This window comes from Mesorhizobium sp. M0621 (genome assembly GCF_040320745.1).
In the GTDB taxonomy this organism is placed as follows: Bacteria; Pseudomonadota; Alphaproteobacteria; order Rhizobiales; family Rhizobiaceae; genus Mesorhizobium.
On sequence record NZ_JAMYQF010000018.1, the window covers coordinates 1 to 20,948 of the forward strand.

25 protein-coding genes are annotated in these 20,948 nt (G+C 63.2%); 13 read left to right on the forward strand and 12 right to left on the reverse strand.

The features are described 5' to 3' along the window. Positions 1–146: 146 nt before the first annotated feature. Positions 147–992, reverse strand: a complete 846-nt coding sequence (locus NKI38_RS14730) for an LOG family protein (RefSeq protein ID WP_352658705.1) — start codon at positions 990–992, stop codon at positions 147–149. 226 nt (positions 993–1,218) lie between these two features. On the opposite strand from NKI38_RS14730, the gene dapD reads away from it, so the two are divergent. From dapD to NKI38_RS14750, 4 genes are all read left to right on the forward strand, one after another. After that, the gene (gene dapD / locus NKI38_RS14735) at positions 1,219–2,073 is read left to right on the forward strand and encodes a 2,3,4,5-tetrahydropyridine-2,6-dicarboxylate N-succinyltransferase (RefSeq protein WP_352658707.1); all 855 of its coding nucleotides are present in this window, start codon (positions 1,219–1,221) and stop codon (positions 2,071–2,073) included. Positions 2,074–2,145: 72 nt separating this feature from the next. After that, entirely contained in the window at positions 2,146–2,508 is a 363-nt protein-coding gene (locus tag NKI38_RS14740) for a DUF805 domain-containing protein (protein ID WP_352635600.1), read from the forward strand. Beyond that, positions 2,501–2,878, forward strand: coding sequence for a DUF805 domain-containing protein (locus NKI38_RS14745; protein ID WP_352658709.1), 378 nt, complete (start codon positions 2,501–2,503; stop codon positions 2,876–2,878). The genes NKI38_RS14740 and NKI38_RS14745 overlap by 8 nt, the downstream gene beginning before the upstream one ends. A 13-nt stretch (positions 2,879–2,891) precedes the next feature. Further along, positions 2,892–3,668 (forward strand): hypothetical protein, encoded by a 777-nt coding sequence (locus NKI38_RS14750; protein WP_352658710.1) that lies wholly within the window; start codon positions 2,892–2,894, stop codon positions 3,666–3,668. Here NKI38_RS14750 and NKI38_RS14755 read toward each other — a convergent pair. Further along, positions 3,568–4,647, reverse strand: coding sequence for a 2-dehydropantoate 2-reductase (locus NKI38_RS14755; RefSeq protein WP_352658712.1), 1,080 nt, complete (start codon positions 4,645–4,647; stop codon positions 3,568–3,570). The two genes, NKI38_RS14750 and NKI38_RS14755, sit on opposite strands and share 101 nt — an antisense overlap. Before the next feature lie 115 nt (positions 4,648–4,762). Between NKI38_RS14755 and dapE the strand changes: the two genes are divergently transcribed. Then, positions 4,763–5,956 carry a succinyl-diaminopimelate desuccinylase gene (gene dapE / locus NKI38_RS14760; protein ID WP_352658714.1) on the forward strand — a complete coding sequence of 398 codons (1,194 nt, stop codon included), beginning with the start codon at positions 4,763–4,765 and terminating at the stop codon, positions 5,954–5,956. Between the two features lie 2 nt (positions 5,957–5,958). Next, positions 5,959–6,591, forward strand: a complete 633-nt coding sequence (locus NKI38_RS14765; RefSeq protein WP_352658716.1) for a transporter — start codon at positions 5,959–5,961, stop codon at positions 6,589–6,591. A gap of 40 nt (positions 6,592–6,631) precedes the next feature. Here NKI38_RS14765 and truA read toward each other — a convergent pair whose 3' ends face one another. The 5 genes from truA to def all read right to left on the reverse strand — a co-directional run bounded on the left by truA (position 6,632) and on the right by def (position 9,846). Continuing rightward, positions 6,632–7,411, reverse strand: a complete 780-nt coding sequence (gene truA / locus NKI38_RS14770; RefSeq protein ID WP_352658718.1) for a tRNA pseudouridine(38-40) synthase TruA — start codon at positions 7,409–7,411, stop codon at positions 6,632–6,634. Between the two features lie 23 nt (positions 7,412–7,434). After that, a complete protein-coding gene (locus tag NKI38_RS14775) occupies positions 7,435–7,941 on the reverse strand; it encodes a GNAT family N-acetyltransferase (protein WP_352658720.1) in 507 nt (168 codons plus the stop codon). Beyond that, the gene (gene fmt, locus NKI38_RS14780; protein WP_352658722.1) at positions 7,938–8,891 is read right to left on the reverse strand and encodes a methionyl-tRNA formyltransferase; all 954 of its coding nucleotides are present in this window, start codon (positions 8,889–8,891) and stop codon (positions 7,938–7,940) included. The genes NKI38_RS14775 and fmt overlap by 4 nt, the downstream gene beginning before the upstream one ends. An 80-nt stretch (positions 8,892–8,971) precedes the next feature. Then, on the reverse strand, positions 8,972–9,259 hold the full coding sequence (locus NKI38_RS14785) for a plasmid stabilization protein (protein ID WP_352658724.1): 288 nt from the start codon (positions 9,257–9,259) through the stop codon (positions 8,972–8,974). Positions 9,260–9,315: 56 nt separating this feature from the next. Beyond that, on the reverse strand, positions 9,316–9,846 hold the full coding sequence (def, locus tag NKI38_RS14790) for a peptide deformylase (RefSeq protein ID WP_352658726.1): 531 nt from the start codon (positions 9,844–9,846) through the stop codon (positions 9,316–9,318). A gap of 103 nt (positions 9,847–9,949) precedes the next feature. Here def and NKI38_RS14795 point away from each other — a divergent pair, with 103 nt between their 5' ends. Then, positions 9,950–11,221, forward strand: coding sequence for a DNA recombination protein RmuC (locus tag NKI38_RS14795; RefSeq protein WP_352658728.1), 1,272 nt, complete (start codon positions 9,950–9,952; stop codon positions 11,219–11,221). Positions 11,222–11,227: 6 nt separating this feature from the next. Here NKI38_RS14795 and NKI38_RS14800 read toward each other — a convergent pair whose 3' ends face one another. The 3 genes from NKI38_RS14800 to NKI38_RS14810 form a co-directional block, all read right to left on the reverse strand. Continuing rightward, positions 11,228–11,632: a GFA family protein gene (locus NKI38_RS14800; protein ID WP_352658730.1), complete on the reverse strand. Its 405-nt coding sequence runs from the start codon at positions 11,630–11,632 to the stop codon at positions 11,228–11,230. 62 nt (positions 11,633–11,694) lie between these two features. Next, positions 11,695–12,660, reverse strand: coding sequence for a cation diffusion facilitator family transporter (locus tag NKI38_RS14805; RefSeq protein WP_352658732.1), 966 nt, complete (start codon positions 12,658–12,660; stop codon positions 11,695–11,697). A 135-nt stretch (positions 12,661–12,795) separates the two neighbouring features. Continuing rightward, positions 12,796–13,605, reverse strand: coding sequence for a transglutaminase-like domain-containing protein (locus NKI38_RS14810; protein ID WP_352658734.1), 810 nt, complete (start codon positions 13,603–13,605; stop codon positions 12,796–12,798). Between the two features lie 335 nt (positions 13,606–13,940). Between NKI38_RS14810 and NKI38_RS14815 the strand changes: the two genes are divergently transcribed. Both NKI38_RS14815 and sugE read left to right on the forward strand, forming a co-directional pair. After that, positions 13,941–14,066 carry a hypothetical protein gene (locus NKI38_RS14815; RefSeq protein WP_013528464.1) on the forward strand — a complete coding sequence of 42 codons (126 nt, stop codon included), beginning with the start codon at positions 13,941–13,943 and terminating at the stop codon, positions 14,064–14,066. A gap of 209 nt (positions 14,067–14,275) precedes the next feature. Beyond that, positions 14,276–14,590 carry a quaternary ammonium compound efflux SMR transporter SugE gene (gene sugE / locus NKI38_RS14820; RefSeq protein ID WP_064990686.1) on the forward strand — a complete coding sequence of 105 codons (315 nt, stop codon included), beginning with the start codon at positions 14,276–14,278 and terminating at the stop codon, positions 14,588–14,590. A gap of 79 nt (positions 14,591–14,669) precedes the next feature. On the opposite strand, the gene NKI38_RS14825 is transcribed toward sugE, so the two are convergent. After that, on the reverse strand, positions 14,670–15,098 hold the full coding sequence (locus NKI38_RS14825) for a DUF6481 family protein (RefSeq protein ID WP_352635574.1): 429 nt from the start codon (positions 15,096–15,098) through the stop codon (positions 14,670–14,672). Between the two features lie 279 nt (positions 15,099–15,377). Here NKI38_RS14825 and NKI38_RS14830 point away from each other — a divergent pair, with 279 nt between their 5' ends. The 4 genes from NKI38_RS14830 (at position 15,378) to nadE (ending at position 19,768) form a co-directional block, all read left to right on the forward strand. Then, positions 15,378–16,439 (forward strand): LLM class flavin-dependent oxidoreductase, encoded by a 1,062-nt coding sequence (locus NKI38_RS14830; protein ID WP_352658736.1) that lies wholly within the window; start codon positions 15,378–15,380, stop codon positions 16,437–16,439. A 121-nt stretch (positions 16,440–16,560) separates the two neighbouring features. Then, positions 16,561–17,730: an AI-2E family transporter gene (locus NKI38_RS14835; RefSeq protein WP_352658738.1), complete on the forward strand. Its 1,170-nt coding sequence runs from the start codon at positions 16,561–16,563 to the stop codon at positions 17,728–17,730. 67 nt (positions 17,731–17,797) lie between these two features. After that, positions 17,798–18,799, forward strand: coding sequence for an LLM class flavin-dependent oxidoreductase (locus NKI38_RS14840; RefSeq protein WP_352658740.1), 1,002 nt, complete (start codon positions 17,798–17,800; stop codon positions 18,797–18,799). A gap of 141 nt (positions 18,800–18,940) precedes the next feature. Continuing rightward, positions 18,941–19,768 carry an NAD(+) synthase gene (gene nadE, locus NKI38_RS14845; protein ID WP_352658742.1) on the forward strand — a complete coding sequence of 276 codons (828 nt, stop codon included), beginning with the start codon at positions 18,941–18,943 and terminating at the stop codon, positions 19,766–19,768. A gap of 152 nt (positions 19,769–19,920) precedes the next feature. On the opposite strand, the gene NKI38_RS14850 is transcribed toward nadE, so the two are convergent. After that, positions 19,921–20,940, reverse strand: a complete 1,020-nt coding sequence (locus tag NKI38_RS14850; RefSeq protein WP_352658744.1) for a LacI family DNA-binding transcriptional regulator — start codon at positions 20,938–20,940, stop codon at positions 19,921–19,923. Between the last annotated feature and the right edge of the window lie 8 nt (positions 20,941–20,948).

Sequence of the window (20,948 nt, forward strand, 5' to 3'; positions counted from 1 at the left end):
AGGTGGCTGAAGGGTTTTTTGTCGCTCTTGATCGCTCTGCTCCAACTCCAGCCCAAGCCGGTCGCCGCTTAGGGGCCGCATTGTTCACGGTCGACCAATTCTTCAATTCTTCAATTCTTCAATTCCCCAGTTCTCCGATCCCAGCCCTACTCCCCTAACTTGTAGAACCGGCTGATAATCCCCCAGGCCTCATCGGCGGTGTCGACGAAATCGATGATATCCTGGTCGCCGGGACTGATCGTGCCCTGTTCGGCGAGGAAGTCGAGATCGATCGCCCGTTTCCAGAAGGATTTGCCAAACAGGATCACCGGCACGCGCTCCATGCGCCCTGTCTGGATCAGGGTGAGCGTTTCGAAGAACTCGTCCATGGTGCCGAAGCCGCCGGGAAACACCGCGACCGCCTTGGCGCGCATGACGAAATGCATCTTGCGAATGGCGAAATAGTGGAAATTGAAACAAAGCTCCGGCGTCACGTAGATGTTCGGCGCCTGCTCGTGCGGCAGGACGATGTTGAGGCCGATCGACGGCGCGCCGACATCGTCGGCGCCGCGGTTTCCCGCTTCCATGACGCCGGGTCCGCCGCCGGTCACCACGACATATTCGCGGTAGTATGACGTGGCTGACTGCTGCGAGCAGAGGCGGGCGAATTTGCGCGCCTCCTCGTAGTATTTGCTGTTTTCCTCGAGGTTCTTCCTCTGCGTCTCGTTCTTGGCCGCCCAGGCCTCGCCGCCGGGTTCGGGCAGGCGTGCGCCACCGAACAGGATCACCGTTGAATGGATGCCGCGTTCGGCCAGGATCATCTCAGGCTTCAGGAGTTCGAGCTGCAGCCTGACCGCACGCAATTCGCGCCGCGTCATGAAGTCGGGATCGTTCCAGGCCAGCCGATATGTCTCGGCTCGCGTCTGCGGCGTGTCCGGCACGCTCTTCGACCGCTCCAGATCCTCGTCCGAATGCGGCAGCGGGGTCCACCCCGCCTTTTCCATAGGAGTCATAATTGCCTTACCCGTCCAAATTCTTCAGTTGCGCCGTCCCATGGCGCGGCCGCGATTGACCCCCATTGAGCCTTAACATAAGCAGGTTCCGCAAAAGTGTCCGGCGGATTTGCGACAAGAACCTGCTACAGCAAAGACCCAGGCAGGCAAAGCCTGCCAGGGGTCGCGCGACTTTCAAAACAGGTTAAGACGCAGCCCCTTAACAGCTTGGTAATGGAGCGAATTCATGTCGAAGCCCGATCTGGCGAGTCTCGAAAACACCATTGAGAAGGCTTTTGAGGAACGCGACGCGATTTCGACGGCGACCCGTGGCGAAACACGTGATGCCATCCAGTCGGCACTCGACCTGCTCGACCGCGGCACCGTCCGCGTCGCCGAGCGGCAAGCCGACGGCAAGTGGCATGTCAACCAATGGTTGAAGAAAGCCGTTCTGTTGTCCTTCCGGCTCAACCCGATGGAAATCATCAAGGGCGGCCCGGGCCAGGCCGTATGGTGGGACAAGGTGCCGTCGAAGTTCGATGGCTGGAGCGCGGTCGATTTCGAGAAGGCGGGCTTCCGCGCCGTGCCGTCGTCTATCGTTCGCCGTTCGGCCTATGTCGCGCCGGGCGCCGTGCTGATGCCGTCCTTCGTCAATGTCGGCGCCTATGTCGATACCGGCACCATGGTCGACACCTGGGCCTCGGTCGGCTCCTGCGCCCAGATCGGCAAGAACGTGCATCTGTCCGGCGGCGTCGGCATCGGCGGCGTGCTGGAGCCGATGCAGGCCGGCCCGACAATCATCGAGGACAATTGCTTCATCGGCGCGCGCTCGGAGGTGGTCGAGGGCTGCATCGTACGCGAAGGCTCGGTGCTCGGCATGGGCGTCTTCATCGGCCAGTCGACCAAGATCGTCGACCGCGCCACCGGCGAGATTTTCTATGGCGAAGTGCCCCCGAATTCCGTCGTCGTTGCTGGCTCGCTGCCTGGCAAGCCATTTCCGAACAACGAGCTGGGCCCCGGCCTCTACTGCGCCGTCATCGTCAAGCGTGTCGATGCGAAGACCCGGTCCAAGACCTCGATCAACGAATTGCTGCGCGATTGATCTTTGCGCAAAGCGAGCGCACCTTCCGCCGGCGCGACAATCGGTCGCGCTGGTTCAATATGGAGGGGTGACATGGACTGGAAATATCTGCTCACAAGCTTCGACGGCCGCATCAACCGTGCCAAATTCTGGGCCTCGATTGGAGTTTTCATCGTCATTGGCATTGTTGCCTTTATTCTCGATGCGATCCTCGGCACACGCATCACCACGGCCAGCGGCGCCCAGATCGGCATCGTCGGCATTCTCGTCGCTCTGGCCTCGATCTATTTCGCACTCGCAGTCTATGCCAAGCGCTGGCATGATCGCGGCAAGTCGGGCTGGTGGAGCCTGATCATGCTGGTGCCTTTCATCGGCCCGATCTGGTTTCTGGTGGAATGCGGCATTCTCGAAGGCGCCAGGGGCGCCAATCAATATGGACCGGACCCGCTTGCCTGACAGATCAGATCTCACCTGGCTTTTCTTCAAAACCTCGGGCCGCGTCAGTCGCGCGGCCTATTTTCTTGGTGGGCTGCTCGTCGCCATCATCCAGGCCTTCCCGCTCTATCGCTTCACGCTGGTGCCGGAGGGCTCGCCCGAGAGCAACATGTGGTCGTTCATCTTCTTCATCGCCTTCATCGCCTCGCTGTGGTCGAACATCGCACTGGCGGTGAAGCGGCTGCACGACTTGGACAAGCCGGGCATTGCCGCGCTGATCCTGTTCGTGCCTGTCGTCTCGATCGTCGCCTTCCTTGTGTTGTGCCTGTTTCCAGGGCAGCCTGGACCCAATCGCTATGGCCAGCGCACCAATGAGCCGGCACAACACTGAGGGCTGATCGGACATGCGCTACCGCACGCTTGATCCGAAACTGATCATCGAGACCGCCGAACGGCTGGAGATACGCGTCGCCGAGCGTTTCCCTGAGGCCGGCCTGCGCGGTGTTGCGGCCGAGTTGGTGTCGCTCTCGCGCGATCTGGCACGGGGCGCCAAGGCACTGGAAGCGCCGATCTGGTGGCTGCGCGGCCTCATCGTTGCTGCTGTCGTTGCCGGCGCACTGATGTTCATCTTCGTCGGCACCGTCCTGCCGTTCGACCGCATTTCCAAACCCGGTGATGCCGTCCAGTCGGTGCAAGGCATCGAAGCTTCGCTCAACATGTTCATCCTCGCCATTGTCGGCTTCCTCGCCTTGATCCGCTCCGAGGAGCGCATCAAGCGCAAGCAGGTCTTTCGCCAGTTGCACGGCCTGCGATCCCTGATCCACGTCATCGACATGCACCAGCTGACCAAGGATCCGGCCGCTCTTTCCATCAGTTTCAAGCCGACCTCGCACTCGCCGGCCCGTATCACCAAAGCCGCCGACCTGGCGCGCTATCTCGACTATTGCTCCGAAATGCTGTCGATCACCGGCAAGATCGCCGCGCTGTTCGCGCAGTCGGTCAATGACGACGTTGTCATCGATGGCGTCAACGACATCGAGAACCTCGCGTCCAACCTGTCGCGGAAAATCTGGCAGAAGATCACGTTGATCGACGACCGGCCGCCGCCGCGACGATCTGCTCCGGCGCCAGGCCCGGCGAGCCAAGCCGCTCCGATTCCACCTCGCGCACCAGCGCGGTGATCCGCTTGACAAATGGCGCCGGCGTGCCGGCTTTTTCCGCCAGCCGCAAAATAGCGCCCTGCAAGTCATCGATTTCCGTCGGCCGACCACGTTGCAGATCGTCCCACATCGACGAGCGCGCCTGCGGGTCGATCGCCAGCATGCGCCGGGCCAGCAGTTTGAACAGCCAGTCCGGCAGTCTTAGCACCTTCGGCAGCAGGGCTGGCCGCAGGCCGGCGATCCGTGCCGGCTCGATGCCGGACGCCTTCATCGCCTGTAGTGCCTCGTCGATCTGGCCGGCCAGGATCAGCCGCCAGCGACGGTCGGCAAGTTCGGTCGCCAGCGGAAGGTCCGAAAGCGCCACCAGCGCGTTGTTCAAATTCATCAGCAGCTTGCCCCACAGCACGGCCTTCATGTCGCCATGGGCTTCGACCGCAAACCCTTCGACGCCGAGCAGGCCGACCAGGCCGGCGTCGCCGTCTTCGACCATCACCTTGCCGTCGCTGGCGCGGTGAACGCGCAGCGGCAGTTCGCCATCCGGGGACTGTACGACATTGAACGGCACCATGCCGGCCAGCACCGTTCGCCCGGCCAGCACCGTTCGCCCGGCCAGCACCGTTCGCCCGGCAAGCCCGGCACGCAGTCTGTCGGCATTGTCGACGCCGTTCTGCAGGCTGACCACCACAGCATCCGGACGGGCATGGGCCTTGATGAGATCTGCCATATTCTGCGTCGCGCCGCTCTTCACCGTGACCAGGACCACATCCGCCTCCGGCAAGGCGACGGCCGGATCGGTGGTGACGGCAAGCGCCTTCGGCTTGATCGAGCGATCGCGGCCCTCAAGATCGCTGACCCGCAACCCGCCCTGCCGCAACGCCGCCTCGATGCGCGGCCGGGCCAGCAGAATCACCTCGCGCCCGGCGAGCGCCAGGCAGCCGCCGGCATAGCAGCCGATGCTGCCGGCGCCGGCAATGACGATCCTCTGGTCCCCGTTTGCCATCTCTTACTCCGCACCGGCCCGCAACTATACGACATGAAAACCATAATGTCGGCGCCATCACTGGCCCTTATGTCTGGCCGTGACAGGCCCTCCGCTTTCGACTATCGCTTTTGCCATGACGCTGCCGACCGATCCCGCCGAGAACCTCGCCGCCCTTATCCGCTGTGCTTCGGCGACGCCCGCTGAGGGCGGCGCGCTGACCGCGCTGGAGACGATGCTGAAACCGCTCGGCTTCCTGGTCGATCGGCCGGTGTTTTCCGAAGACGGTACGCCCGATATCGAGAACCTTTATGCGCGACGGTCCGGCAACGGCCCGCATCTGATGTTCGCTGGCCATACCGACGTGGTGCCGGTCGGCGACGAGGCCGCCTGGACGCATCCGCCCTTCGCCGCCGAGATCGCCAATGGCGAGATGTATGGCCGTGGCGCGGTCGACATGAAGGGCGGCATCGCCTGTTTCATCGCCGCCGTGGCGCGCCATGTCGAACAGAATGGCGGTCCAAAAGGCTCGGTCTCGCTGCTGATCACCGGTGACGAGGAAGGGCCGGCCATCAACGGCACCGTCAAGCTGCTCGAATGGGCGGCTTCCAGGGGCGAGAAATGGGATGCCTCGATCGTTGGCGAGCCGACTAACCCGGACGCGCTTGGCGACATGATCAAGATCGGACGGCGCGGCTCGATGTCCGGCGCCATCACGGTCAACGGCCGCCAGGGCCATGTCGCCTATCCCTTGCTTGCCGACAATCCGGTGCGCGGGCTGATGAGCCTGGTCGACGCCTTGCTGCATCCTGTCTTCGACAAGGGAACCAGGGATTTCCAGCCGACCAATCTGGAGATCACCTCCATCGATGTCGGCAACCCGGCCACCAATGTCATTGCGGCCAAGGCGACCGCGACCTTCAACATCCGCTTCAACGACACCTGGACAGCCGAGACCCTGCAGGCCGAGATCCACAACCGGCTCGACCAGGCGGCCAGGCGCAAGAAGTACCGGCAGGCCAAGAAGACGCCGGTCGACTACGAGCTCGTCTGGCGCGACCGGCCGAGCCATGTCTTCCTGACCCGCGACGACAAACTGATCGAAACGCTCCGCGGCTCTATCAAGTCGGCGATCGGCAAGGAGCCGACGCTGTCGACCTCCGGCGGCACGTCCGACGCGCGTTTTATCAAGGATTATTGCCCGGTGGTCGAGTTCGGGCTGGTCGGCAAGACCATGCACATGGTCGACGAGCGCGTCGCCATTGCCGATCTTGAAACGCTGACGCAAATCTACCAGCGCTTCATCGAAGACTGGTTCGGACAGGGTTGAGCATGCTTTCGGCGGACGAAACCCAAGCTTCGCTGACGGGCGCCTGGCGGCTGATGCTCGGCAAGACCGACGGATTGCGCCTGCTCGATCTATCGGCCGACGGCTTCTGGAATTCCTTTTTCGCCATTGTCGTTGCAGCCCCGGCGCTGATCGTCGGCTGGGTCGGGATCGCCAACTATACGGGCTATCCCGACGCCTTCGCGGGGCGCTTCAGCATGCTGGTGCGCCTGGCGACGGTCGATATCGGCTCCTGGGTGCTGCCGCTGATCGTTCTGGCCCTGGTCGCGCCGCGTGCCGGCATTGGCGGCCGCTTCGTCCACTATGTCGTTGCCAGCAACTGGGCTTCGGCCATCACCGCCTGGCTGATGCTGCCCTCGGCGCTGATCAGGCTCTTCCTGTCGTCTGCGAGCCAGGTTTCGAGCCTTGTGTCGCTGCTGTTGTTTGCCCTGTCGATGGTGCTGACCTGGCGCATGACCAACGCCACAATCGGCAGGGGCGCTGCCGTCGGCACCGCCGTTTTCGTCGGGATGTTCGTCGCCTCGCTGTTGGTGCTGTTCGGCCTGCAGACGCTGCTCGGCATCACTGTGCCGGACGATGTCGGGGCTCAGAGCCTTTCCGGGTTCGTCTCCGGATAGAGTCTTCCGGCCTCTATCCAGGATAGAGCCCTTTCGGCCTCTATCCTGGATAGTCGACCTCAGGATGATCGACGCCCGAATAATCGACGCCGATGAGAAACAGCCCGTCGGGTGGCGCCACCTGGCCGCAGGCGGCGCGGTCGTGCGCCTCAAGCGCTGCTTTCAGGTCGGCTGCGGTCCAGCCGCCGTCGCCGACGCGCTTGAGGGAACCGACCATCGAACGCACTTGATTGTGCAGGAAGGAGCGCGCCGAAGCCCGCACCTCGATCACGTCATCTTGCCTGCTCACGTCGAGCCGTTCCAGCGTCCTGATCGGGCTGTTAGCCTGGCACTGGGTCGAGCGGAAGGTGGTGAAGTCATGCCGTCCGAGCAGGACCTTTGCTGCCTCATGCATGGCGCTGGCGTCGAGCCGCTTCGGCACCCACCACACCTTGCCCTTGTCGAGCGCGGCGGGCGCCCGGCGGTTGAGGATGCGGTAGAGATAGTGGCGGCCGGTGGCCGAGAAGCGCGCGTCGAAACCGTCGGAGACGACCACCGCCTTCAGGACGACGATGCGCGCGCCGGCCGCCTGCAGATGGGCGTTGACGGCATCGCGCACCTTGTCGCTGGGCCACGCCTTGGCGAGGTCGACATGCGCCACCTGGGCGGTCGCATGCACGCCGGCATCGGTGCGGCCGGCGGCGCGCAGCCTGACCGCCTCGCCGCAGAATTTTTCGATCGCCTGCTCGATCGCCTGCTGCACCGACGGCTGGTCCGCCTGGTGCTGCCAGCCGGCAAACAGGCTGCCGTCATATTCGATGTCGAGGCGAAAACGCGGCATGCCGGGTGGCTATACGCTCTCGCCTAGGCGGCGAGAGCGGTGAAGGCCGAGGCGTAGACCAGTCTGCCGGCTTCCGGGGCGTCGCCCCAGGCCAGCGCCTGCAGCGCTTCGCCCTGGTACTCGCTTTCGAAGTTCTGGGCACGCGTGTGGCTGTAGCCGAAACGCCCGTAATAGGCCGGATCGCCCAGCACCACGGCCAGCGTCTCGCCGCCATCCCTGAGGCGGATATGTGCCTCGCGGATCAGCGCGCCGCCGATGCCGCTGCCATGGAAGGAAGGCTCCACCGCCAGCGGCGCCAGCGCCACGGCCGCGAAGCTCTTGCCGCCATTCTGGACGAACAGCCGCGAAAACAGGATGTGGCCGACCACCTGGCCGTCTTCTTCCGCCACCAGCTCGGCAACGGCATCGCCGCCGGTCACCAGCGCGTCGACCAGCCCGGCCTCCGCCTGCTGCCCGAAAGCGTGTTCCTCGACGAGGCGAATGGCCTCGCGATCCCGCGGCGTGGCCGCGCGTATCGACATCATGCTCATGAGAATTTCATTCCTTTTTCGATCTTGGCCCCGCGCAGGAATTCCGACGCGGCAGCGGGCCTTCCGCCCGCCCGTTGAACTTCGACCAGCCTGATCGCGCCTGATCCGCAGGCAACTGTCAGCCGGTCATCGAGAATTCCTCCCGACTCGCCCAAATCTTCCGAAAGCGACAGGCCTTCGGACAGCGTCGAGCGAAGCAGTTTCAGCCGCTCCAGGCGGCCGCCAATTCCTATCTCGGACCAGGCGCCGGGAAAGGGCGACAGGCCGCGAACATGATTGTGGACCTCGCTCGCCGAGCGAGTCCAGTCCACGCGAGTCTCGGATTTATCGATTTTTTTGGCGTAGGTCACCCCATCCACAGCTTGTGTGGTAAATGTCAGGGTGTTCCTTTCCAGTCGCGCCAGCGCTTCCACCATCAGGGTTGCACCAACACTCATCAACCGATCATGCAGATCGCCGGCCGTCATATCGGGTTCGATGGCGCATTTTTCAACCAGTCCGACCGGACCGGTGTCCAGACCCTCTTCCATGCGCATTACCATCATGCCGCTTTCGAAGTCGCCGGCCATGATGGCGCGCTGGATCGGTGCGGCGCCGCGCCAGCGCGGCAAGAGCGAGGCATGGCCGTTGATGCAGCCAAGCCGGGTTGCCTCCAGAACCGCCTTAGGCAGCAGCAAGCCGTAGGCGACAACCACGGCGACATCAGCCTGCAAGGCACGGAACGCGGCTAGCTCGGCCTCGCCATTGAGCGAAGTCGGTGTCCGGGTCTCGATGCCCAGCCGCTCCGCCTCGCGCTGCACCGGCGACGGCGTCAGCTCCAGTCCGCGCCGTCCAGCGGCGCGCGGCGGCTGGGTGTAGACGGCGGCGATATCATGTCCGGCCTCGGCGATCGCGCGCAACGTCGGCACCGAAAACTCCGGCGTGCCCATGAAGATGACGCGAAGGGGCATTTTTCTTTCGATATCCTGTCTTCTGCTCGCGCCGTGAGCCGGCTCAGGCATCCGCTTCAAACGGGTTTATGACCTTCAGGTCAAGGCCGTCGAAGTCGCGGGCGACCACGGTCGCGTTTCCCTTCCGCTTCGATTTTGTCCATGATCTCGGCGTATTCATCGCCAATTGCGCTTTCAGCGACGAAAGCCGAGCGAATTGCGTCCCATGCCGAGAGGCTCGGCTCCTGCTGAGCCCGCCGTTCTGCAGCCATGCCTTTGCGCAAAAGATCGATGGCCTTGTCCGACAGGCTCTGGCCGACCTTGTGTGCCGCCAGTTCGATTTCGCGTTTCAAAGGCTCGGGAATGTCTCTGATCAGGATGTCGGCCATTGGCATCTCCATTTGGTGCTGTGCCGCCGACATCAGGCCTGGAGTGGACTCCAGCCCTATCCCACCAGCTTGCCCGGCGCCTTGTCCTTGGCGAGCTTCTTGAATTTCTTCACCACCATGTCGCGCTTCAGCTTCGAGATGTGGTCGATGAACAAGACACCGTTGAGGTGATCGATCTCGTGCTGCAGGCAGGTCGCCATCAGGCCCTCGGCCTCCAGCTCCTGCAACTTGCCGTCACGGTCGAGATATTTGACCCGCACGGAGGCCGGGCGTTCGACCTCGGCGTAGTAATCCGGGATCGACAGGCAGCCTTCCTCGTAGACGGAACGCGCGTCGGCGCTCTCCAGGATTTCCGGATTGATGAAGACGTGCGGCGCCGGCGTCTCGTCTTCCTTGGCCAGATCGATCACCAGTATGCGCAGCGGCTCGCCGATCTGGATTGCCGCCAGGCCGATGCCTGGCGCGTCGTACATGGTCGCCAGCATGTCGTCGGCTAATTTGCGCAAGGGCGCGTCGACACGCTCCACGGGCTTCGAAACCTGGCGCAGGATGGGGTCGGGAAGAATGATGAGCGGCTTGATCGGCATGGCGTTCCACCTAAGACCTCCAGCGAAAAGCGTCAACCGGTGGGCTTGAGGCTCGTTCACGTTTTGATCTGTGCTATCAGGGCGAATCGTCTATGCTGTCCACATGAATGATCTGAGCACCATCCTTTCGGAACCTGTCGCCCGGCTTGGCGCCACCACGATCACGCTCGGCCATGCGCTGGCCTTCGCCGCCTTGCTGTTTCTCGGCCTGTTCGTGGCGCTCGTCATAGCGCTGTGGCGGTCGGCCAAGGCGCGCGCAGTCGCCGCCGCCGAAGCCGCCGACCATGCCCGCGATGCCGAGACGAGGATGGCCGGCATATTGCAAAGCCAGGCCGAGATGCAGGGCCGCATGGGCGCCATCGCCGAAGTGTTCGGAGCACGGCAAGCGGAGCTGACGCTGTCGATCGGCCAGCGTCTCGACGCCATGACCGGCCGCCTCGGCCAGACCATGACCGAGCAGACCAAATCCACGCATGAGAGCCTGGCCAAATTGCAGGAGCGGCTGGCGATCATCGATGTCGCGCAGGGCAACATCCAGTCGCTCGCCGGCCAAGTCGTGCAGTTGCAGGCGATCCTCTCCAACAAGCAGACGCGCGGCGCCTTCGGCCAGTCGCGCATGGAGGCGATCGTCGCCGACGGCCTGCCGCACGGCGCCTATGAATTCCAGGCGACGCTGTCGAACGGCAGCCGGCCCGACTGCCTGGTGAAGATGCCGAACGGCGCGCCGTCGCTTGCCATCGACGCCAAGTTTCCGCTCGAAGCCTGGAACGCCATCCGCGCCGCCGACGGCGCCGACCTGCAGAAGGTCGCCTCGCAGGCCTTTCGCCGCGACATCGAGATCCATGTCCGCGACATATCGGAAAAATATCTGATCCAGGGCGAGACGCAGGACACTGCCTTCATGTTCGTGCCGTCGGAATCGGTGTTCGCCGAGATCCATGAGAATTTCGAGGCGATCGTCCACAAGGCGCACCGCGCCCGTATCGTCATCGTCTCGCCGTCGCTGCTGATGCTGTCGATCCAGGTCATCCAGGCGATCCTCAAGGATGCCCGCATGCGCGAACAGGCGCATTTGATCCAGGGCGAGGTCATCCGGTTGATGGAAGATGTTGCGCGTGTCGACGAGCGGGTGCGCAAGCTGCAGGTCCATTTCGGCCAGTCGGCCAAGGACATCGACGACATCCTGGTTTCGACGTCGAAGGTTACCAAGCGCGGCCAGAAGATCGAGGCGCTGGAATTCGGCGCGCAGCCCGACGGCGATGCCGCGGCGGACGCAGCGTCACGGGCTCCTGCTGCGAAGGTCGACGCGGGTGCACGCGTTGCTGATTCGAAAACCGGACAACTCAGGCTAAGGGTCGTCGAAGGCGACGACTGAACAGCACTACTGCTCCTCTATGGTGGTCATGCCCTTAAATTCAGGCAACCAGTGCAGCGCCGAGCGGTGCCATTTCTGCTGTGTCGGAATCAAATCCTCACGTTGCCGCGCGGTCCCTACTCGAATTCCATAGACCTTGGGACCATCTCCGACCGACGTGGCGTAAAGGTGCGAACCGCAGTCGGCGCAAAAGGCCTGGGCGCGCTTGGCGCCGCTCGCCACGGTCTTGATGTAGATTTTCGGCGTACCCTTGGTGATCCGGTAGTTGCTTTCGGGCGCCGGAACCGTCACGCGAAAAGCCGTGCCGGTCAGTTGCTGGCAGTCCGTGCAGTGGCAGATGTTCGTCTTTTCAGGATCAACCTCCGCCTCGTAGGTGATGGCGCCACAATGGCAGCCTCCGTCGATTTTCATCTTCGTTCCTCCAAAGTCCCTTTAATCCTAGCGGGGCAAGACCGTGAGGCAATGGCGAAGCGCTAGTCCAGTGCCGGATCGGATGGGGAGTCGATCAGCTTGCGCCGCTTCTCCCAGGTGCCGGTGGTCTGCGGCTTGACGAACAGCCGCGTGATCTCCGGCATCTCACTCTTCAGCTTCGCTTCCAGTCGCTCCACACAAGCTTCGATCTCCGGCGCCGTCAGATGATCCTCGAACTCGATGCTCAGGCCGGCGACGATCTCTGCCGGCCCCATATGGACAGTCAGAACGCCGTTCGCCCGTTGCACCGCCGGATCCTGCTGGGCGATCGCCAACACCTGTCTCTGCACCTCGGGCGAGGCCGGCTCGCCGATCAGCAAGCCCTTGCTTTCGCGGGCCAGGAAAATCGCCGTCGTGCCAAGGATCAGCCCGATGCCGATCGAGGCGGCGCCATCGAGTTCCGGCATTTCCAGCAGTTCCGCCGCCAGGATCCCGGCGAAGGCGACAATCAGGCCGAGAAGCGCCGCACTGTCCTCGAACAGCACGGTGTAGACGCTCGGATCCTTGCTCGACTGCACGGCCCGCAGCCAGCCTTCGTTGCCCTTCTGCTTGCGGAACTCCTTCAGCGCCACCAGCCAGGAGCTGCCTTCGAACAAGAAGGAAAGGCCCAGGACGATATAGTTCACCTTGACGTTGGCGACCGGTTCCGGCGCCATGATGTGGATCACGCCCTCGTAGAACGATACCCCGGCGCCCACGGCAAAGACCAGAAGTGCGACGATGAAGCTCCAGAAATACAGTTCGCGGCCGTGACCAAGCGGATGCGTGCGGTCGGCCGGTCGGGCGGCGCGATGCATGCCGTAGAGCAGCAGACTGCCATTGCCGGTATCGACCAGCGAGTGCACGCCTTCCGACAGCATCGCCGAGCTGCCGGTGAAGAAGGCAGCCGCGAACTTGGTCAGCGCGATGGCGAGATTGCCGGCCAGTGCCGCGTAGATGACCCTTTTTGAGCCGCCATGCCCGGCCATGGTGTGTTGTCCCCGTTCGACGCGCACCCAGTCTAACGGCCAGACCGCCGAAGCTCCACAGGCAACGCGCGAGTAGCCCGGTCGTTCAAGACGGTGGTTGCTAAAGAGGTCAAGGACTGGTCGGCGAGACGGTGATTATTCGACGATCTCTTCGGTCCACACCTTGAAGCCGGCAAGCGTCCCCGGCCCGAAAATATGGGTCAGCGGCACATCGGCGGCGTCACGGCCGGAGGCGATCAGGATGCGGCCGATGCGCGGCGCATTGTTGCGCGGGTCGAAGACGTGCCAGCGGCCGCCGAGATAGACCTCCATCCAGGCGCAGAAATCCATGCTCGCCCAAGGCTTTGGCATACCGATGTCGCTGATGTAGCCGGTGCAGTAGCGCGTCGGGATGTTGAGTGCCCGACAGAAGGCGACGGCGAGATGCGCGTAGTCGCGGCACACGCCGCTCTGTTCGCGATAGGCCTCGGCAGCGGTGCGTGTCGGCCGCGCATGGCCGTAGTTGAAGACGATATGATTATGGACGAAGTCGCAGACCGCCTGCACGCGTGGAATGCCAAGCGGCGTGTTGCCGAACAGCCGCCACGCCTCAGCAGCCAGAAGGTCGCTCTCGCAAAACCGGCTGGGCAGCAGGAACAGCAGCGTATCCGCCGGCAGGTCGCGCACCTCGTGCTGCCAGGCCATCAGGTCGCCCATCTCGAAGGTGCCGGGATCGCGGATCACTGCATCCGTGCCGAAGGTGAACCGCCCGGGCGGGGCGACGAACCGGTTGCACCAGTTGCCAAAACTGTCGCGATAGCTCTCGATCGGCACCGGCGGATTGGAGATCAGGAAATCCGGCCGCTCGAGATCGGAGGCGCGGGAATAGTGGACGTTCAGCATCGCTATGAGCGGCGTTTCCTGAGGAAAGTCGAAGCTCATCTCGCAGCCGATGTGGATTCGCATTGTCGTCCTGGCGGCCTGCCTGACAATCACCCGGCGACGGCACGGGTTGATGCTGCAGTGCGAAAATGACCATGGCACGGACCGCCAGGGTTTACGAGCAAATTGGAGCAATTCCAGGAAAAGTGTGAAGCGGTTTTCCCGGGAACACGCATAACGTTTTCCCTTGGGAATTGCGTCAAAACAAAGAGTTAGAGCAATACATCGTTTCCACGAAACGGTGAATGCTCTAGAAACCGGTTGAAAGCGATACGCTGACGGCGGCAGCAGTCGCTAACCCCTTGCAGTCGGGCGGTTCTCTTGTTTCACTTCGCTTCCCGCAATCGGAGGAACGAATCATGGCTAAAGGTGCGATGAAGGCAGGCAAGGAAGCCCGCAAACCGAAGAAGGACGCCAAGAAGCCCGCCCCGGCTCCGGCCCTGAAGGCGCCGCCGGTCAAGGCGATGAAGCTCAAGGACAAGTAAGTCCAGCCAATCCGCTTTGGAATGGGGATTGCGACCGGCAACGCTGTTGCCGGTCGTTGTTGATCGAGCGCCCGAAATTCCTATATTGGCACGGCGGGGACGACCTCGCGCTTTCCCCGAAATCCGGTCGGGACGACCCGCCATTGTTTGATAGAGCATAGGACTCCGAAAACCACTTTTCGGTCCGATGCTCCGATGGAGCGTTGTCGATGTCTTGGATTCTTCTCTTTTTTGCCGGCCTGTTCGAGATCGGCTGGGCAATCGGCCTCAAATACACCGACGGTTTCTCGAAGCTGGTGCCGACCGTGCTGACCGTCGCCTCGATGATCGTCAGCCTGACCCTGCTCGGTCTTGCGCTGAAGGCGCTGCCCGTCGGCACCGCCTATGCGGTGTGGACGGGGATCGGCACCGTCGGTACGGCATTGCTCGGCATCTGGCTGCTCGGCGAACCGGCCACCGCGATCAGGCTGGCCTGCATCGCGCTTATCGTCTGCGGCATCATGGGATTGAAGTTCGCCGCCTGACCATAGCGGCAGACAAACACGTTCAGGGCCGCTGCGAGGCGACCCTGGTTCTCGAAGCACATTGCTTCGTAGCTAGAGGCTAGCGGGCGGAGAAGCCCGGAGGCGTTCTGCCGGTGCGCTGCTTGCGCGCCGCATAACGCGCGTCGCGCTTGGCCTTGCGTTCGGCTTCGTCGGCCAGAAAACGGGCGATGCGCTCGTTCTCTTCGGATTCCCGAATCTTGGCCTCAGCCTGTGCAGCTTCCTCGGCGGCGATACGTGCCGCCTCGGCTGCTGCCTCGCGCTCGGCCCTCTCGACCGCTTCGCGTGCCAGCTTTTCCTGCTTCAGCCGGGCCTTTTCAGCTTCGCGGATTTCGCGAGCCGCGAGGATCGCCTTGCGTTCGGCCTGCCGCGCCAGCACTGCGGGATCATCCGCCGCCGGCTTTGCCTTGAAGCGCTCGAGAAGCGCCTTCTTTGCCTCGTTTGCGGCGTTGCGCCGCTCGAAAACGTCTTTTTCCCTGTAGATAGCCAAGTCCACTTCCCTGAAGTCAATTCGCGACGCTTACATACGCGCGAAAACCGAGAGTTCAAGCGCCAAAACGGCATGGCAGCCATGAAATTATTGGCTGTTGCAGTCGGGAGACGCCTTTGGAGCAGTTCCAGGAAAAGTGTGAAGAGGTTTTCCGTCCGGAATTGCGACGAATAGGTAGAGCCGAAACCGACATGCACTGTTCACCGTCCGCCCCCCTGGCGGCGAGGCGGGGCGCTCGCTACGTCTAGAGACAAAACCCAACACCAGGATGACATTCGAATGGAACTCGGTCTCTATACTTTCGCCGACGTCAGCCCGCAGCCGGGCCCTGGCGCCATCGGTCCGCATGAGCGGCTGCGCAACCTGATCGAGGAGGTCGAACTGGCCGATCAGGTCGGCCTCGACGTCTTCGGCCTTGGCGAACATCACCGGCCGGATTATGCCGCCTCCGCGCCGGTCGTGGCCTTGGCCGCGGCCGGCGAGCGCTCGAAGCGCATCAAGCTGACCAGCGCGGTCACCGTCCTGTCTTCCGATGATCCGGTGCGTGTCTTCCAGCAATTCGCCACGCTCGACCTCCTGTCGGGCGGCCGCGCCGAGATCATGGCCGGGCGCGGCTCGTTCATCGAATCCTTCCCGCTGTTCGGCTACAACCTCGAGGACTATGACGAGCTGTTCGCCGAAAAGCTCGACCTGCTGCTTGCCATCCGCGATAGCGTGAAGGTCACCTGGTCCGGCAATCTGCGCGCATCGATCAACGATCGCGGCGTTTATCCCCGGCCTTTCCAGGACAGGCTGCCGGTGTGGATTGCGATTGGCGGGACGCCACAGTCTGCCGCCCGCGCGGGCGCACTCGGCCTGCCGCTGGCGCTCGCCATCATTGGCGGCGAGCCGGCGCGTTTCGCGCCGCTGTTCGATCTTTACCGCGAGGCCGCCAAGCGCGCCGGCAGCGATCCGGCGGGCCTTGCCACAAGCATCAACGTGCACGGCTTCATCGCCGAGACGACCGAGCAGGCAGCCGACGACTTCTACGGTCCGCAGGCGGAGGTGATGAACCGCATCGGCCGCGAGCGCGGCTGGGGTCCGACATCGCGGGCGCATTTCGACCAGTCGCGTGGTCCCAATGGCGCACTGTTCGTCGGCAACCCCGAGCAGGTGGCCGAAAAGATCGTCGCCCAGCACAAGATCTTCGGCAACGACCGCTTCCTGCTGCAGATGGCGATCGGCACCATGCCGCATGCCAAGATCATGAAGGCGATCGAACTCTACGGCACCAGGGTGGCGCCGATCGTGCGCAAGGAAACGGCAAAATCCGCGCCGGCGCTGGCAGCGCCCGTTGCGTGAAGCCAATCGCAAGGCCCACATTCCAGGCCTTGCCTGCAATGCCGGCTAACGGAACCTTGAGCCTGCGGAGACGTTTCGTCAGCGGGATGCACCAATTGCGGTGCACCGCTGAGGGATCGTTATGAAAGCCGAACCCGCCGCTCTGGGCGCAGGTGTTGCCGATGAGCCGGATTCGCGGGTCGCGGCTCGTGCCGACACGCGTCTGATGCGTTCGCTCCTCGTCGGCATCTTCCTGTTCATGGCCGTCTATGCGCTTTACTTCGCCCGCGCCTTCTTCATGCCGGTCATCCTGGCTTTCCTGCTGACGCTGACGCTGACGCCGATCGTCCGGCTGCTGCGCAAGCGCGGCATCCCCGAAGTGGTTTCGGCAACCGTGCTGGTGCTGCTGTCGCTTTTCGTTTTCGCCAGTGCCGGCTATTTGCTCAGCGGTCCGGTCATCGAACTCATCAACAACACCTCGTCGATAGGCCAGCGACTCACCGAACGGCTGGCGCAATTACGGCGTCCGCTCGAGAAGATCATGCAGATTTCGCATCAGATCGAACAGCTGACCGAGACCTCGCAGGAGCCGGGCATCCAGAAGGTTGCGGTGGCGCAGTCCGGCATTCTGTCGGCAGCGGCCAGCAACATCCTGTCGGCGGGAACAAGCCTCACCATAATCTTCGTGCTGTCGCTGTTTCTGCTCGCCTCCGGCACGATGTTCTATGAAAAGATCGTCCAGTCCTTCACCCGTCTCAGCGAAAAGAAGCGGGCGCTGCGCGTCGTCTATGACGTTGAACGGGAAATCTCGCACTATCTGCTCACCGTCACCATCATCAATGCCGGACTCGGCGCCGTCATCGGCCTTGGCCTGTGGGCACTCGGCGTGCCCAACCCGCAAGTCTGGGGCATCACTGCCGCCATGCTCAACTTCCTGCCCTATGTCGGCGCGCTGTTGACCATCATACTTGTCACGATCATGTCGCTGATCAGCTTCGACACCATCTCCTACGCGCTGCTGGCTCCGGCCTTCGTGTTGTTGTGCGATATCGTCGAAGGCCAGTTCGTGACCCCGACGGTGGTCGGCCGCCGCCTCGAGATCAATGCCGTGGCGATCCTCATCGCCATCGCCTTCTGGTCGTGGCTTTGGGGCTTCGTCGGAGCCTTGATGGCGGTGCCGCTGCTGGTCGTCATCAAAGTGTTCTGCGATCATTTCGACGGGCTGAGCCATGTCGGCAATTTTCTCGCCGCACAGCACACGGCTGTCATCGAGGACGAGGACGTCGCCGACACCGAAGCTGCAAAAGGCTGATCAATATTTTTGAATTTGCAGGTCGCAGGGCGCATCCTACATGCGGTCCTGACACAGGATACCGTTCATGACCGACCTTTCCGTTCTCGACCTGTCGCCGATCATCGAAGGCAGCGATGCCTCGCAGTCGCTGGCCAATTCGCTCGATCTTGCCCGTCATGCCGAGCGGCTGGGCTACAAGCGCTTCTGGCTGGCCGAGCATCACAACATGCCGGGCATCGCCAGCGCCGCCACCGCGGTCGTCATCGCCCATGTCGCCGGCGGCACCAAGACCATTCGCGTCGGTGCCGGCGGCATCATGCTGCCCAACCATTCGCCCTTGGTGATTGCCGAGCAGTTCGGCACGCTGGCCGCCTTGCATCCGGGCCGCATCGATCTCGGCATCGGTCGGGCGCCCGGCACCGACATGGGCACGGCCCGCGCATTGCGCCGCAACCTCGAGGCCGGGGTCGATAATTTTCCGCAGGATGTCGTCGAGTTGATGGGCTATTTCCTGCCGGCCGAGGAAGGCCAGCGCATCCGCGCCGTGCCGGGCGAGGGTCAGAACGTGCCGGTCTGGATCCTCGGCTCCAGTCTCTACGGCGCGCAGCTCGCCGCCATGCTCGGCCTGCCCTACGCCTTCGCCTCGCATTTCGCGCCGGCGGAGCTTGACCACGCGCTGGATGTCTATCGTTCGCGCTTCCAGCCGTCGGAGCAGCTCGACAAACCGCATGTCATGCTCGGCCTCAACGTCTTTGCCGCGCCCACCGACGCCGAGGCACGTTTGTTGTTCACCTCGTTGCAACAGGCTTTCGTCAATCTGCGCACCGGTCGGGCCGGCCGGCTGCCGCCACCTGTCGAGAACTATGACCGCGATCTCGATCCGATGGCCAAGACCATGCTCGGCCAGGCATTGTCCTGTGCCGTCGTCGGCTCCCCGGAAACGGTCAGGCAAGGCATCGACGCCTTCGTGCGCCGCACCGGCGCCGACGAGCTGATGGTCACCGCGCAGATATCAGACCATGCGGCGCGGGTGCGGTCGTTCGAGATCCTGGCCGAGGCCCATAAATCACTGTCGCAAGCGGCTTGACAATTTTCTGGATCGCCAAGCGAAGTGCGAAGCCCCGAACTTCGTGGCCTACCTGCGCCATGTCTTCCAGGTTACCGGTTTAGAGACTCGCCAGGCCGTACCGATCAACCCGTTCAAGACCCCATCCCGCAGGAGTGAATCATGCAAGCCGTACAGCGCCAGATTGCTGAACAGCTCAAGGTCCAGCCACCGTTCGCCGACCAGGCTGCCCTCGAAGCCGAAGTGGCGCGGCGGATCGCCTTTATCCAGGATTGCCTGCTGAACTCCGGGCTCAAGACCCTGGTGCTGGGCATCAGCGGCGGCGTCGACTCGCTGACCGCCGGCCTGCTGGCCCAGCGCGCCATGCGTGAGCTGCGCGAACGCACCGGCAACCTCGACCACCGCTTTATTGCGGTGCGCCTGCCGTACGAAACCCAGTTGGACGAACACGAAGCGCAGGCTTCGGTGGACTTTATCGCCCCCGACGAGCGCCACACGGTGAACATCGGCCCGGCGGTCAAATCCCTGGCCGGGGAAGTCGCGGCCTTCGAAGGCAAGGCCGCGGTGTCGCGGGACTTCGTCCTCGGCAATACCAAGGCGCGCATGCGCATGGTCGCGCAATACACCATCGCCGGGGCAGCCCATGGCCTGGTGATCGGCACCGACCACGCGGCGGAAGCGGTAATGGGTTTCTTCACCAAGTTCGGGGACGGCGCCTGCGACCTGGCGCCGTTGAGCGGGCTGGTGAAGAACCAGGTCCGGGCCATCGCCCGGCACTTCGGCGCGCCGGAGTTCCTGATAGAAAAAATCCCCACCGCCGACCTTGAGGACCTGGCACCGGGCAAGCCCGACGAAGCCTCCCACGGCGTCACCTATGCCGAGATCGACGCCTTCCTGCACGGCGAGCCGGTACGCCAGGAAGCCTTCGATATCATCTGCCGGACGTTCGAAAAGACCCATCACAAGCGTGAGATGCCATTTGCACCATGATTCGGGCATCAGGACCTGGTCTCGGAGGCGGACCGCGGGGTCGTACTGTTCATCCGCGCGGCAATCGGCGCCGACTATCCGCAAGATGCATCCGGCGCGCTAATGGTAGCCTATTTCGCCGCCGGCCGGCTGCTTGGGAAGCGTTTGCGGATCTACGCGCTCACACTCTGCGCCATCGCTCCTAGCGGGCGGCATGAATTGCGGATCATCAGCCGGCCCTTGAGTACCAGCTTGCGCGGTGGCGCGTCCCTGTTGCCGGCGAGACGGTCCAGCAAGAGGTTGGCCGCCTGTTCGCCGATCGCCTGCACTGGCTGGGCGACCGTGGTCAGCTGCGGCTGGAACACGTCGGACCATGGAAAATCGTCGAAACAGGCAACCGAAATGTCTTCCGGGCAGGACAGGCCGATGTCGCGGATCGCCTTCATGGTGCCGATTACCATCGGGTTGTTGGCCGAGAAGATCGCGCTTGGCCGATCGTGCGAGGAAAGCATCTGCATGGTGGCGTTGTAGCCGTCGATCTCGTGGAAATTGCCGAAGCGGATCAGCTCCTCCGCGATCGGCAGGCCGGCGACGTGAAGCGCCTCGCGATATCCCGTCATGCGGTCATGCATCGGCGAAATGTCCGACGTGCCGGTGATGTAGCCAATGCGCCGATGGCCGAGATTGATCAGATAGGTGATGGCGTCGAACACAGCGCGCTGGTTGTCGAGCACCACGGCATCGGTATCGACGCCTTCGCAGAGACGGTCGAGCAGCACGACCGGCACATTGGCGTCGTCGACGATCCGCTTGAGGATCGCGCCATCGCCGACGCGCGCGACGATCAGCCCGTCGACCATGCGGTCGAGCAGCAGCCTGATCTGGTCGTCCTGGGTGTTCAAATCCTCGTCCGTGCAACACAGCATGACGGCGTAGCCGGCGCGGTCGAAGGCCTGCTGGATGACTGAGACGACATCGGTGAAGAACGGATTGGTGATGTGCGGCACGGTCAACCCGATGGTGCGGGTCGTGCCCATCTTCAGGCTGCGGGCGATCGCATTGCGCTTGTAGCCGATATCGCGGATCGCCTGTTCGATACGCTGGCTGAGCTCCGGGCTGACCGTCGCCGTGCCGTTGATCAGCGCCGACACGGTGGCGACCGATACACGCGCCGCCTCTGCCACGTGGAGCATGGTCGGCG